Below are 13,595 nucleotides of genomic sequence, written 5' to 3' on the forward strand. Positions count from 1 at the left end.
ATTGAAGCGGCGTCCCAACGGAATTTTCCAATCTTTGCGCTAAGCATGACCTTCTGAACGGGGAACGACGGGACGTGGTCGATATCGCGCATCAGGCAGCGATCAATCCGGCATCGGCAAGGGCTGCCGCGGCAACGCGCGCGCTCGTCCCCCTCACGTCCATCGATCCCAGCCAATGGCGCGCGCTCGCCCAGCGCGTGATCGAGCCGAACGGCTATTACCTGCCGGGCTGGGAGCTCGCCGTGAGCGAGGCCGCACGCGGTCGCACCGACGCCTCGGCGCTGCCCGCCTTCGACGGCTCGTCGGCGCGGCTGATCGGGCTGATGCCGGTGGTCTCGCTCTGGCGCGCCTGGAAGATCCCCTTGCCTGCGCTGGTGAGCGCGCATCCCTATGGCACCCTCTGCAGCCCGCTGATCGACCGCGATGCGCCGATCGAAGCGGCCTCGCGGCTGTTGCAGCATGCGCGCGAGGCCGGAGCGCATGCACTCGTGCTGAACGACGTTGCACTCGACGGCGCGGCGATGAGTTCGCTCAAGGAGGTTCTCAATCGCGACGGCCTGAAGCCGCGTATCCTCTCCTCCTACATCCGCGCCAGCCTCGACGCGACGCAGGATGGTGAAACGCTGTTGCATGGCGCGCTCGGCGCCAAAAAACTCAAGGAGCTGCGTCGCCAGCGCCATCGCCTCGAAGAGCACGGGCCCGTCGCCTTCGAGGTCGCGCGCAAGCCCGACGAGATCGGGCCGGCGCTCGAAACATTCCTGCAACTCGAGGCCAGTGGCTGGAAAGGCAAGCGCGGCACCGCGCTGATCCAGCATGCGGGCGATGCGACTTTCATTCGCCGCGCGGTTCCCGCGCTGGCAGAGACCGCGCAGTGCGAGGTCATCACGCTGCGCGCCGGCACGACGCCGGTGGCGGCCGGCATCGTGCTACGCCACCAGGACCGCGCCTTCTTCTTCAAGCTCGGTATCGACGAACGCTTTGCAAGATATTCGCCGGGCGTGCAGCTCACGCTCGACCTCACACGGTATCTCTGCTCCGATCCGGCTATCGCCAGCGCGGACTCCACGGCGAGCGCCGACCACCCCATGATCAACCCGATCTGGCGCGGACGCTTCGCCATCGGCGACGTGCTGATTCCGCTGCGGCGTCACGATCCGGTCGTCGCGCTCACTCACGCGGCGCTGGTTGGCCTCAACGTCGCGCACGAGGCCGCGCGACGCGTGGTGCGTCTGCTCCGCAAATAAGCGAAAGCTACTCCGCTGCCTGTGCGTTGATCTCCGCCGAGACCTCGCGAATGGCGCGGGCGAGCAGGTTCGGATCCTGCGCGCCGGAGACGGCATATTTCTGCGCCAACACGTAGGTCGGTACGCCGGAGATACCCTTCTCGGCGGCCTCCTGCGCATCGGCCGACACGCGTGCGACGTCCTCGTCGGTGGCGAGGCGCTTGCGCACGTCCCCGGCATCAAGACCGACATCGGCGGCCGCCTGCACCAGCACGTTCACGTCAGTGAGGTCGCCGCCGTCGCGGAAATACAGCTCCATCAGCCGCTGCTTCATCTCGGGCGCCTTGCCGATCGCCTCGGCCCAGAGGATCAGGCGGTGACAGTCGGTGGTGTTGGGCTGGCGCGCGACCAGCTCGGGCTTGTAGACGAGGCCTTCCTCGCTAGCAGCCGCGACCACGCGGCCGGCAACGCCCTTATAGGCTTCGACCGAGCCGAACTTGGTGGTGAGATAGTCCTCGCGGCTGATGCCTTCGCGCGGCACCCACGGATTGAGGAAAAAGGGACGGAAATTGAGTTTGACGGGAACGTCGGGCACGAGCGCCAGCGCGCTCTCGATCCGGTGCTTGCCGATATAGCACCAGGGGCACACCACGTCGGAGACGACATCGATCTGGAGCGGTTTCAACGTGCTCATAGCGCCTCCTTCGGGCGATGCGGGTTTGACCCAAGATAAGCCGAACCCGCCCCGAGGCAAGGGCGCTAGGTCATAGCTGCTGCCATCTGCTTCAGCCGCTCGGCGGTGCTCTCGTCCGCCGGGAAGAACGTCTCCAGCGCCAGCTCCGACAGCGTGATGTCGACGGGTGTACCGAACACCATGGTGGTGGAGAAGAAACTTAGTATCTCTCCGCCATGGCGCAGCTTGAAGGGAATCGCGACATTGTCGCTCGACAGCGGCCCCGAACGCGCCGGGATGGGATAGCTCTTGAGGTCGTTATAGAGCTTGATCAGCTCAGGATCGGCCGTTGCCTCGCATTGCCGGTGCAGCCGCTCCAGCAGGTGCCCGCACCACTCCGCGAGATTGACCGTGCGCGGCGCCAGCGCTTCAGGGTGAAACGCGAGCCGCAGCACGTTGAAGGGCTGACCGAGCAGCCGCTGCGGGATGCCTTCGAGCAGCGGCGCCACCATGCGGTTGGCGGAAACCAGATTCCAGTGCCGGTCATAGGCCAGCGCCGGATTGGGCTCATGCGCCCTGAGAACGAGGTCGATCGCCTGGCGAGCTGATTTCAAGGCGGGATCCTCCAGCGGGCGCTGCGGAAACGCCGGCGCATAGCCGGCGGCGACAAGCAGCACGTTGCGTTCGCGCAAGGGTACCTCGAGACGTTCGGCTAGCCTGAGCACCATGTCGCGCGAGGGCGCAGCGCGGCCGGTCTCGACGAAGCTCAAATGCCGCGCGGAAATCTCGGCCTCGCCCGCCAGATCGAGCTGGCTCATGCGGCGGCGTTGCCGCCATTCGCGCAAATGGTCGCCGATATGGACGGGCTGGCTGCGTTCGGCCTGTGCCGTGGATGCACGTGCGTTCATGCTCGAAAACCTAGCATGCGGATTTCAGCCCTTCCATTACCCGCGAGGTAATGAATATTGGATACAACCATCTGAAATCGCTCAATCTCTTTTCGCAGACTCTGCTCAACACCAATACCGGACGAGCAAAGCTTGCGAAGAAGGGTGCAACGTCGCCCGCATCACGTGCGGAGCTCGCCGCAGCGCAAGTGACCGCGATGAGGCATGCGCACGCTGGAAGTAAAGATTAGGGATTACCTGCACCGCCAGAGGACCGCCGCCTATGAAACGGCCGCTCCGGAAACCTTGTCGAAAAGGTGCGTTCGCTCCAGATCGATGGCGACATCTATTGGGCAATCCGGCGCCGCAGAAACACCGACTTGCATCTGCGCCGTGAATGGAAATGCGCCCACGGTTCCAATCACGAGAGTATGCGGCCCGAGCGGCTCCACGTCTTTCACCATCATGCGGACGGAGGAGCCCGATGGCGCATCTTGCCGCAGCACGTGGTCGGGCCGCACGCCGAGCACAACCGGCTTGCCGATGCTCCCTGCATAGGCCGCCTCTCGAGATTTCGGCAATCTCAACGCCGTACCCGAGGGTTCGGTGAAGATCAGTGCACCGTCGCGAGCGGCAATCTCCCCGTGGAGAAATTCATGCTGGGCGCGCCCATGAAGCCCGCGACGAACAGATTGCTTGGTTTCTCATAGATCGTGATCGGATCAGCCGCCTGCTCGATGCGGCCGCGATTCATCACCACGACCCGATCGGCCATGGTCATAGCTTCGACCTGATCGTGCGTGACATAAACGATCGTCTTGGCGAGACGGCGATGCAATGCCTTGATCTCGGTCCGCATCTCGATGCGGAGTTTGGCGTCGAGGTTTGACAATGGCTCGTCGAACAGAAACACGTCCGGGCTGCGCACGATGGCACGGCCGATCGCCACGCGCTGACGCTGCCCACCGGAGAGCTGCTTGGGCCGACGGTCCACGTATTGCTCGAGGTCGAGAACCCGCGCCACGTCCTCGACGGCTTTCGCGATATTGGCGCGCGACTCGCCCCGCGCCTTCATGCCGTAGCCGATATTCTCACCAACAGTCATATGCGGATAGAGCGCATAATTCTGGAACACCATCGCGCAATTACGCAAGCCTGGGCGCAGCTGCGTCACATCGCGATTACCGATACGAATGGCTCCGCTGGTGACCGTCTCCAGTCCCGCTATCATGCGCAACGTCGTGGTCTTGCCGCAGCCGGACGGTCCGACAAGCACGACAAACTCCTCGTCGGCCACACTCAGATTAAGCCCCTCGATGATCTTGTAGGGCCCATATGCCTTGCTGACGTTCTCGATCTCGACGTGCGCCATGGATTCCTTTTTCCGTCCCTATATCGACGGCCAACAAAGCCCGGATGATGCTCACGCATCATCCGGGGCAGTCTCCGCGGGAAGCTAGTTCTTCGGTGAGAGGCCCATCGCCGCGCGATAGGCGGCGAGCTGCTTCGCGCGGCCGAACTCGTCGGTCAGGCGATTCCATTCCTTCGCGACCGCGTCCAGCGCGGCCTGCGCGGCCTGCGGCGTGGTCTGGCCGGCCAGCGCCTTGCCAAGCTCAATCTCCACAACCTCGGTGTAGGAGAAATAGCCGGGCAAACGCATGTCGAGCGCAACGTTCTTGCCGTTAATGGAGTCGGCCTGGGCGCCGAGATATTCCTTGGCTTCCGTCGGCGAGAAGATCTTGCTCCACAACTCCAGATTCGTGGTGTGCGACTTGCGGTATGGGTTGACACCCGTGCCACCGGTAATCGCGGCCTTGCCGGAGACTTCAGGGCTTGTCAGCGTCTTGACGAAATCCCAGGCCGCCTGCTGGTTCTTGCCCACCTTTGGCACGGCAATCTGCCAGCCTCCGAACGCCATGAAGGGTGCCGGCAGCACTGCCGGAAACTTGTCCCACTTCTTGGTTTTGGCGTTCCATATCTCGTCAGAGCCGGGCAGCACCGCAGAGCCCACCTTGCCGGAAATCTTCGATTGCTTGGGGTCGGCGGCGATCACGCCGGTGTCGCCCCAACCGATCGACTCGGCCACCTGGCCGCCGGCCACGGCGGCATTGACCTCGCCGAACGAAAAGTTCAGCGCGTTGGGCGGGCCAAGCTTGGAAGCGCGAATATATTCCTCCAATCCCTTCACCCAGCCCGGATTGTTGATCTGGGCATCCATCGTTTCGGGGTCGAAGAACATCGCGCCCGGATAGTTCGGGTTGTTGGTATAGGCCGCCGCGTGGCTGAAGAAGAACCAGAATTGCTGGCCACCGCGACAGAAGGCCTCCGCCGTGCCCCAGAGTCCCTTGTCGGGGCGCTGAAAGAACTCCGCGATGTCGAGATATTGCTTCCAGGTCTTTGGCGGCGCCAGGTCGTAGCCGTACTTGGCCTTGAAGGCGTCCTTCTCCTTGGGATCGCTGAACAGGTCGGTGCGATAGGTGTAGGTGTGAACGTCGCCGTCCATCGATTGCGAATAGATCTTGCCTTCCCACACCATCAGGCGCTCACGGTAGGCCGGCTCGACATCGTCCCAATCCTTGCCGGACTGCATCTCTTTCGGCATCTCGCTGAGATAGGTGACGAAGTCGGGCAGCCAGGCCGGCGCAAAGCTGACCAGATCGAACGTCGCGTCCGATCCGGTAAGCGATGTAACGATCTTCGGGTAGAGCTCCGACCAGGGGAACTCGACCACATTGACCTTGCCGCAGGTCTTCTTGGTCCATTCGTCCGCGCCGAGCTTGAGCGCGGAGGCGATATACGGTCCGGTCTGCGACGCCACAGTCAGGGTGACGCCGGAGTAATCCGGGCTACAAGCAGCGTTCGCCTGGCTCGCGGTGCAAGCCATCGCGAGCGAGGTGGTCAGCATCAGAAACGTCCGTCGCAACATCGTCCAGTCCTCCCTACATAGGTTTTTGCTATTTGATTGCTCCGAGCAGCAGGCCCGACCGCATCATGCGGCTGAGCAGACCTGCCATGATCATCATCGGAATGATGGCGACGAGCGCCGCGGCCGAGATCGCCCACCATTCGTCGCCGCGCTGGCTGTTCTGTCCCGCCACCAGGATCGGCAGCGTCTGCCATCTGGAATTGGTCAGGAACAGCGCGAACAGGAACTCGTTCCAGACGAAGGCGAGCGTGATCATGAAAGTCGCCAGCAGTCCGTTCATCGACATTGGCACCACGATGCCGAGGAAGATGCGCCAACTTGGCACGTTGTCGACCATCGCGGCTTCTTCGACCTCGATCGGAATGGCCTCGAAAAAGTCGCGCATCAGCCAGACCACGATCGGCAGCGAGAACGCGACGTAGCACAGCGTCAGGCCGACATAGCTGTCGATGAGCTGGAAGCCGAGCCGGCCGATTTCGCTGTAGAGGAGATACAGCGCGAAAGCCGTGACGATCGGCGGAAACATGCGCTGGCTGACGAACCAGAACAGGATGTCTTCATTGCCGAGGATCGGCCCCGGCAGCGGCAGGCGGTTGGACAGGATTGAAGCGACAAGCGCGATCGGGAACGCCAGCAGCAGCGCCTGCGCGCGGGTGAAGCCGAGCGAATTGTTGAACAGCAGATAGCCGCCGAGCGCGAGCAGGAAGAAGATCAGACCGGCGCCGAAGCGCACCCTGAATTCGAACCGCACCAGCGCATAGGCCGCCATTGCACCGACGGCAGTCGCGATCGCCGCCGCCGACAAGCCAACGATTGTCGAGTTCAAAAAGGTCCGGAAGAACTCGCCACGGATACCCTGATAAAGATCAATGAAGGGCTGCAGGGTCGGCGTGAAATCGACGAACGGAATATAGGTCGGGCCGCCGACCACGCCCGGCGGGGTCTTGAACGCCGTCACGACCACCCAATAGAGCGGAAACGCCGTGATCAGGCACCATGCGAAGACACCGGCCGCGACCAGGCGGCGGCTCCAGCGCGATAGTCCGGTAAGGCCCTGCCCGCTCATCGGCGCTTCTCCAGATGCGGCCGCAGCAGCGCCAGATAAGTGACGCCAATGATCGTGATGGCGATCAGGAACAGGAAGCTGAGCGCCGACGTGTAGCCGAGATTGAACTTCTTGAAACCCTCCTGATAGGCGAACAAGGTCAGGGTCTCGGTGTCCACACCCGGTCCGCCGCCCGTCATCACGAATACGGTGTCCATGATCTTGTAGCTCTCGATCAGGCGGATGAAGACGACCGCGGCGGAGATCGGCAGCATCATCGGAAAGGTGATGCCCCAGAACTGTTGCCAGGCGCTGGCGTTCTCGAGCTCGGCCGCCTCGTAGACATCTTCGGGGAGCGTTTGCAGGCCAGCCAGCATCATCAGGATGATGAACGGGGTCCACTGCCAGATCTCAACAGCGATGATGCAGGCGAGCGCCCAATGACCGTTGGTGAGGAACGGCAAGTTCGCCATGCCGAACATGGACAGGAACTGGTTGAGCGGCCCCATGGTCGGATTGAAGATCATGCGAGCAACAAGCGCGACGGCGACCGGGGCCAGAAGCATGGGCAACAGCAAGGCCACGCGAAATAGCCGTTCGCCCGGAACGCGCGCGTTCAGCGCGAGCGCAACGCCAAACCCGATCACGTATTGCAACCCGACGGCAATGAACGCGATCAGCGTCGTCGTGAAGATCGCATTCCAGAAGCGCGGCTCTTGCAGGAGCGTAGCATAATTGCCGAGCCACACGACCCGCGGCGGGATCGGCGGAATCAGGCGATAGCTGAGGAAGCTCATGGTGAGCGAATAGATCAGCGGAAAGATCGAGATCGCCAGCACGACGAGCACCGCCGGCCAGATGAAGACATGCTTAATCGGATCGTTCCGCATCATGAGCAGATCATCCCTTCAACAGGGCTTCAATCTCAGCGCGCCGCGGCATGGCAGGCGCAGTCCCCGCGCGCGTCACGGAAATCCCCGCCGTGGCGGAACCGAAGCGCGCCGCTTCCAGGGGATCGGCGCCGCCCGCAAGCGCTGCAGCGAAGCCGCCGACGAATGCATCGCCCGCGCCCGCGGTTTCGACCACCTTGCCGGCGGCGAACGGGGGCACGTGTAGCGAGCGATCTCGCCCGTGAAACAGCGCCCCGCGTTCGCCGAGCGTGATCAGCGCGGTGCCCGCTCCCTTGGCCACCAACGCTTCGCCGGCGCGGCGGGCGCCGGCAAGATCGCTCACCGCGATCCCCGTCAGCGCTTCCGCCTCGGTCTCATTGGGAACGACGTAGTCGCACAAGGCAAACAGGCCATCGTCGAATTTGACCGCAGGTGCCGGGTTGAACACGGTGATGCTGCCCGCAGCGCGCGCGATCTCGAGCCCGCGCTGCGCGGCCGCGACCGGTTGCTCGAGCTGGGTCACGAAGACGCGGCTGGTGCGGATCGCATCCGCCGCCGCATCGACGTCGGTGGGGCTGAGATCGTCGGCCGCTCCGCTCACCACGATGATGGCGTTGTCGCCGCGTGTCTCGTGGACATAGATGAAGGCCGCGCCGGTCGGCGCCTCCGCAGTCCTGGCGACGCGCGGTCGAATGCCCTCGGTTTCCCACGTCTTGATGGCAAGATCACCGAAGGCGTCGCGGCCGATCCGGGAGATGAAGGTCACATCTGCGCCTGCGCGCGCAGCGGCCACCGCCTGGTTCGACCCCTTGCCGCCTGGTCCCATGGCAAATCCCGAGCCGGCGATCGTTTCACCGATCGCGGGCATGTTGCCGGCCCGGAAGGCCAGATCGACGACGAAGATGCCGAGCACTGCGACGCCAGTCTTGCTCATGGTCGTCACTCTCCGTCCGGCGCGATGACGCCCTTGGAAAACAGGAAGCAGCCGTAGAAGCGCCGCTCTCCCGTGGCGATCACACAGTAGGCCGTCTTGGCCTTTTCATAGAAGGCATGGCGCTCGACCCCGACCAGCGGCCAGGAGCGTCCCTCGGCGCGGTCGATCGCGGCCTGCACCTCGCGCTGTACCGGCGGCACCTCCTGGGGCTGGCCAACAATCTCCATGCGGATTGCGGCATCGTCGACGAACGTATCGAGCGGCAGCACCGAGAGAATGGCTTCGATCGCCTTTGCCGTACTGACGTTGTCGATGCGAAGCAGCTCGCCGAACACGGTCTGGCGCGCAATGGAGTCGGCAGGAAAATTGGTGTCGCACACCACGAGGCGGTCCCCGTGCCCCATTGCGCGCAAGGCATAAAGCACGTCGGCATTGAGCAGTGGATTGATGCCCTTGAGCATGTTGCGTCCCTCCCTTGTCTTCAAAAAATCGCCCGAACTCTGATGGTCCGAATGCCAACCCGTATCACCGCAAGGTGACGTCTTTAGTCCCCATAAGGAATCCAGATGTTCTTCACCTGCACCGCGTGGCGGAGCAGGATCGGACCTTCGCTCGCCACCCGGTCGTACCAATCGAGCGCCAGCCCGTGGTCGACCAGCGTGCGCTTGAGGTTGCCGATCGACAGCCGCTCCGCAGCAGTCGAGGCCTCCTGCGAGCCGAACACCCAGAGCGCATCGACGTCATCATGCTCGGCAAGGACCTTTGCGAGCGCATCGCGCTCGCCGGTGACGATATTGACGACGCCTGCCGGCACATCCGACGTCTCCAGCACCTGATAAAAATCGGTCGCTGCAAGCGGATGCCGCTCGCTTGGGACGGCGACGACGCGGTTGCCCATCGCAATCAACGGTGCCACCAGGCTGATGAAGCCCAGCAACGGGGCCTCGTCCGGACAGGCCACCCCGACCACGCCGATCGGCTCGTGCATGGCAAGCGCCACGCCGCGCAACGGCGGTGCATGGATCGTCCCCTCGTATTTGTCGGCCCAGGCCCCATAGCTGAACAGCCGTTCGATACTCGCCTCGACCTCCGCGCGCGCCTTGGCGGGCGAAACGCCGGTCATATCACCGACGCGCCGGGCGAACTCGTCGCCACGCGCGGACAGATTCTCGGCAAGGTAGTAGAGGATTTGGGCGCGATTATGCGTCGACGCCCGCGCCCCCCCTCGGCCGAGCGCGCAGCGGCCACCGCGTTACGGATATCCTTGCGATTGCCCTCACCGGCTTCGCCGAGGTGCTTCCCCTTCGGCGACAGCACCGCGCGCGAATAGTTTCCGTCGGGACGAACCTGCTTGCCGCCGACGAACAGCTTGGCGGTTCGGTCGATCGACGGCGTGCCAAATCCGGCGCCGTCGTTAGAAGCCGCCGGGGATGGCGGCGGCACCTTCGCCCGCGCCTTCCGCCCGCTCCAGGCTTTCGGCTTGAGATATTCGTAGAGACCTTCCCGGCCGCCCTCGCGACCGAAGCCGGACTCGCGATAGCCGCCGAAGCCGACGCTGGCATCGAACAAATTGGTCGCATTGACCCAGACCACGCCGGCCTGAAGCTTCGGCGCGATATCGAGCGCCAGCCCGATGGTCTCGCTCCACACGCTGGCGGCAAGGCCATAGCGCGTGTTGTTGGCGAGCATCACCGCCTCGTCCGGCGTGCGGAACGTCATCGCGACCAGCACCGGGCCAAAGATCTCCTCGATCGCCACGGTCGATGACGGATGTACGTTCCAAAGCAAGGTGGGGGGATAGAAGCATCCCTCAGCGGGGATCGGCCCCGGCGCCTGATACTTCTCAGCGCCCTCCTTGACGCCGATTTCGACCAGCGCCTTGATCCGCTCGAGCTGCACCGGTGCGACCACCGCGCCCATGTCGATCGCCTTGTCGAGCGGCGGACCCACGCGCAGCGTCTCCATGCGGCGGATGAGGCGCTTGCGGAATGTCTCTGCGATCCCTTCCTGCAGCAGAAGCCGCGATCCGGCACAACAGACCTGGCCCTGGTTGAACCAGATCGCATCGACCACGCCTTCCACGGCGCCGTCGATGTCGGCGTCGTCGAACACGATGAACGGCGACTTGCCGCCGAGCTCGAGCGTCAGCGACTTGCCGCTGCCTGCGGTCGACTGACGGATCAATCGACCGACCTCGGTCGATCCGGTGAAGGCGATCTTGTCGATACCGGGATTTTCGACCAGCAACGCGCCGGTGGCGCCATCACCCGTCACCACATTCAACACGCCGGGCGGCAGGCCGGCTTCCGCCGCGAGCTCGGCGAACAGCAGCGCGGTGAGTGACGTGAACTCTGCCGGTTTCAGCACCACGGTGTTGCCGGTCGCCAGCGCGGGCGCGATCTTCCAGGCCAGCATCAGCAGCGGAAAGTTCCAGGGGATGATCTGGCCGATCACACCGACCGGGACATGGTCGGCGAATTCGCGGTCCTGCAATTGTGCCCAGCCGGCGTGATACAGGAAGTGGCGCGCGGCGAGCGGCACGTCGAGATCGCGGGTTTCCCTGATCGGTTTGCCATTGTCGATCGCTTCCAATACCGCGAACAGACGAGCATGACGTTGCAGCATGCGCGCCAGCGCATAGAGATGACGGGCACGACCGTGACCACCGAGCTTTGCCCATGACGACTGCGCCGATCGCGCGGCGCCGACGGCAGCCTCGACATCCGCTGCGATGCCTTGCGCGATCTTGGCCAGCGTCTTTCCGGTGGCTGGCTCGATCGTCGCCAGATGCTTGCCCGAAGCCGGCGCGACGAATTTACCGGCAATGAAATGCCCAAACGTCGCGTCGTGCCGCTTCAGCCAGGCGCGCGCCTCGCCGTCCGCCTCGGGAGCGGGACCATAATCCATGGTCTCAAAGTAATGTGCGATACTCATGCTCAGCCCACGGGATGACGGTTGAAGGCCGAGTAGCGGCCGGTGACGTGATGCTCGAGCTGGCGCTCGATGTCGGCGAGCAGGCTCGAGGCGCCGACGCGGAACAGATCCGGCTCGAGCCAATCGCGTCCCAACTCCTCCTTCATCAGGAACTGGTAGTTGAGCACATCCTTCGCCGTCGAGATTCCGCCGGCCGGCTTGAAGCCTATCTTGAAGCCGGTCCGCTCCTCATAGACCCTGATCATGCGCAGCATCGCCAGCGTCACCGGCAGCGTGGCATTGACGCCTTCCTTGCCGGTGGAGGTCTTGATGAAATCCGCGCCGGCCATCATGCAGACCATCGACGCCTTGGCGACGTTGCGCAGCGTTTTGAGGTCGCCGGTTGCGAGGATCGTCTTCAGATGCGCATCGCCGCAGGCTGCGCGGAAATCCCGGACCTCGGCGTAGAGAGCGCGCCAATCTCCGGTCAGCACATGCTCACGCGTGATGACGATGTCGATCTCCTGCGCACCGTCCCTGACGGACGCCTCGATCTCCTTGAGTTTCAGATCGTGAGGCACGAGGCCTGCCGGAAATCCAGTCGAAACCGCAGCGACCGGAATGTCATACCCATCGAGCGCTTCGACCGCGGTTGCGACGAAGCGGTGATAGACGCAGATCGCGCCCGTGTGCAGCCGGCGCCCGGCAAAACCGAGTGCCTCGACGAGGTCACTTCGTATCGGGGCCCTCGCCTTGGCACAGAGACGCTTCACCCGTTCGGCCGTATCGTCGCCGTTGAGTGTCGTCAGGTCGATGCAGGTGATCGCCTTGAGCAACCACGCCGCCTGCGCGTCCTTCTTGACGGTGCGCCGGCCCGGCAGGCTCGCAACGCGGCGCTCGGCGGCGGACAGATTGATCCGGATATCATCGACCCAGTCCATCTCGAGCGCGCGGCCGCTGTTGCGCGCGATCGGATGCGGATGATTGTGATCCCGTGCCTGGGGCTGCGCCGGCACCGCGGATGGATTTGATATCAAGACGCCCTGCGCCATCGGTACGCCGCGCAATGCTAGCGAATCGGCTGAAACGGCAGATAGACTGAATGTGCCGATTGCAACATGCGATCCTCCCATCCCTTGGCCGCCGGCGCTTCTGCTGCCTCCCGTCGCCGACAGCGAAACACCCTTCGGGCCAAATGTTAGTATTGTAACAGATTGACGTTGCTAAACTCCCATCATTGTAAGATCATTGTCAACCGGATAAGCAAGCTCGGTGACGAAAATGACTGAAACACCGACCGCACGCCCCAGCGAGACGCGCGTCCAACGGCTGCAACGGCTGCGACGCGCCGTCGAGACGAGCGGCGCACTGCATCTGAAGGACGCCGCAGAGCTGCTGAAGGTGTCGGAGATGACCGTTAGGCGCGACCTTGCCGGGCCCGAGGCGGCGCTCGCCCTGCTCGGCGGCTACGTCGTCAACGCGGCGTCGCCGACCGGGATCAAGTACACATTCGAACAGGAAATCGACCAGCACACACAGGACAAGCGCCTCGCCTGCCGATCCGCAGCCGCCTCGATCAAGGAAGGTGACACCATCTTCATCGACTGCGGCACCACGATGCAGTCGCTGGCGGATTGCCTGCCTGAGGACATGCCTCTTTCGGTGATCTGCTATTCGCTGAACGTCGCCTCGATCGTCACCCACCGGCCAGCGACGCAGGTGATGTTGATGGGCGGGCTCTACCATCCGTCGTCGCAGTCGTTCTCGTCGGATGACGGCCTGTCCTACCTGCGGCGGCTCGGGATCAACAAGGCTTTCATCTCGGCCGGCGGCCTGCACTGGACCCGCGGCGCCAGCTGCTCGAATTTTCACGAAGTCGCCATCAAGCAGGCCGTGATCGCTACCGCGATGGAGAGCATCCTCGTGGTCGACGCCAGCAAGCTCGGCAGCCTCAAGCCGGCGTTCTTCTCCGACGTCAGCTCATTCTCGCGGATCATCGTCGGTGGCTCCGTGTCGGCAGACACGCGCAAGCACTTCCGCAGCCTTCCCGTCGAATACGTCACCAGCACGGCCTGATCCGGACGGGGGCTGGTTCGCCCGGATC

General features: G+C 63.7%; 10 protein-coding genes and 2 pseudogenes. 2 read left to right on the forward strand and 10 right to left on the reverse strand.

Going from position 1 to position 13,595, the window contains the following annotated elements:
- Window positions 1–74 precede the first annotated feature (74 nt).
- A complete protein-coding gene (locus HAP41_RS32945) occupies window positions 75–1,244 on the forward strand; it encodes a GNAT family N-acetyltransferase (RefSeq protein ID WP_166090952.1) in 1,170 nt (389 codons plus the stop codon).
- 7 nt (window positions 1,245–1,251) lie between these two features.
- On the opposite strand, the gene HAP41_RS32950 is transcribed toward HAP41_RS32945, so the two are convergent.
- The 10 genes and pseudogenes from HAP41_RS32950 to deoC all read right to left on the reverse strand — a co-directional run bounded on the left by HAP41_RS32950 (window position 1,252) and on the right by deoC (window position 12,432).
- A complete protein-coding gene (locus HAP41_RS32950) occupies window positions 1,252–1,917 on the reverse strand; it encodes a DsbA family oxidoreductase (protein ID WP_166090947.1) in 666 nt (221 codons plus the stop codon).
- A 65-nt stretch (window positions 1,918–1,982) separates the two neighbouring features.
- A complete protein-coding gene (locus HAP41_RS32955; protein ID WP_166090941.1) occupies window positions 1,983–2,804 on the reverse strand; it encodes a helix-turn-helix domain-containing protein in 822 nt (273 codons plus the stop codon).
- Window positions 2,805–3,064: 260 nt separating this feature from the next.
- Window positions 3,065–4,155, reverse strand: a pseudogene (locus HAP41_RS32960) (ABC transporter ATP-binding protein).
- Between the two features lie 84 nt (window positions 4,156–4,239).
- Complete coding sequence (locus tag HAP41_RS32965; protein WP_321576687.1) at window positions 4,240–5,688, reverse strand: ABC transporter substrate-binding protein; 1,449 nt, start codon at window positions 5,686–5,688, stop codon at window positions 4,240–4,242.
- Between the two features lie 49 nt (window positions 5,689–5,737).
- Complete coding sequence (locus tag HAP41_RS32970) at window positions 5,738–6,775, reverse strand: carbohydrate ABC transporter permease (protein WP_135214641.1); 1,038 nt, start codon at window positions 6,773–6,775, stop codon at window positions 5,738–5,740.
- Window positions 6,772–7,647 carry a carbohydrate ABC transporter permease gene (locus HAP41_RS32975; protein ID WP_166090934.1) on the reverse strand — a complete coding sequence of 292 codons (876 nt, stop codon included), beginning with the start codon at window positions 7,645–7,647 and terminating at the stop codon, window positions 6,772–6,774. Before HAP41_RS32975 ends, HAP41_RS32970 begins: the two co-directional genes overlap by 4 nt.
- Window positions 7,648–7,654: 7 nt before the next feature.
- Window positions 7,655–8,578: a ribokinase gene (gene rbsK, locus HAP41_RS32980; RefSeq protein ID WP_166090929.1), complete on the reverse strand. Its 924-nt coding sequence runs from the start codon at window positions 8,576–8,578 to the stop codon at window positions 7,655–7,657.
- A gap of 5 nt (window positions 8,579–8,583) precedes the next feature.
- Complete coding sequence (locus HAP41_RS32985; protein ID WP_014494077.1) at window positions 8,584–9,039, reverse strand: RbsD/FucU family protein; 456 nt, start codon at window positions 9,037–9,039, stop codon at window positions 8,584–8,586.
- An 83-nt stretch (window positions 9,040–9,122) separates the two neighbouring features.
- A pseudogene (locus HAP41_RS32990) lies at window positions 9,123–11,512 on the reverse strand (aldehyde dehydrogenase family protein).
- Window positions 11,513–11,514: 2 nt separating this feature from the next.
- Window positions 11,515–12,432, reverse strand: coding sequence for a deoxyribose-phosphate aldolase (gene deoC, locus HAP41_RS32995; protein ID WP_224580998.1), 918 nt, complete (start codon window positions 12,430–12,432; stop codon window positions 11,515–11,517).
- Between the two features lie 340 nt (window positions 12,433–12,772).
- On the opposite strand from deoC, the gene HAP41_RS33000 reads away from it, so the two are divergent.
- Entirely contained in the window at window positions 12,773–13,567 is a 795-nt protein-coding gene (locus HAP41_RS33000; protein WP_166090913.1) for a DeoR/GlpR family DNA-binding transcription regulator, read from the forward strand.
- Window positions 13,568–13,595 lie beyond the last annotated feature (28 nt).

The sequence above is a fragment of the Bradyrhizobium barranii subsp. apii genome (assembly GCF_011516635.5).
Classification (GTDB): Bacteria; Pseudomonadota; Alphaproteobacteria; order Rhizobiales; family Xanthobacteraceae; genus Bradyrhizobium; species Bradyrhizobium barranii.

Bases quoted from the DNA above. Each gene is read 5' to 3' on its own strand.
- HAP41_RS32950 (WP_166090947.1), bottom strand. From the start codon at position 1,917: ATGAGCACGTTGAAACCGCTCCAGATCGATGTCGTCTCCGACGTGGTG.
- HAP41_RS32955 (WP_166090941.1), bottom strand. From the start codon at position 2,804: ATGAACGCACGTGCATCCACGGCACAGGCCGAACGCAGCCAGCCCGTC.
- HAP41_RS32965 (WP_321576687.1), bottom strand. From the start codon at position 5,688: ATGCTGACCACCTCGCTCGCGATGGCTTGCACCGCGAGCCAGGCGAAC.
- HAP41_RS32970 (WP_135214641.1), bottom strand. From the start codon at position 6,775: ATGAGCGGGCAGGGCCTTACCGGACTATCGCGCTGGAGCCGCCGCCTG.
- HAP41_RS32975 (WP_166090934.1), bottom strand. From the start codon at position 7,647: ATGATGCGGAACGATCCGATTAAGCATGTCTTCATCTGGCCGGCGGTG.
- rbsK (WP_166090929.1), bottom strand. From the start codon at position 8,578: ATGAGCAAGACTGGCGTCGCAGTGCTCGGCATCTTCGTCGTCGATCTG.
- HAP41_RS32985 (WP_014494077.1), bottom strand. From the start codon at position 9,039: ATGCTCAAGGGCATCAATCCACTGCTCAATGCCGACGTGCTTTATGCC.
- deoC (WP_224580998.1), bottom strand. From the start codon at position 12,432: ATGGACTGGGTCGATGATATCCGGATCAATCTGTCCGCCGCCGAGCGC.
- HAP41_RS33000 (WP_166090913.1), top strand. From the start codon at position 12,773: ATGACTGAAACACCGACCGCACGCCCCAGCGAGACGCGCGTCCAACGG.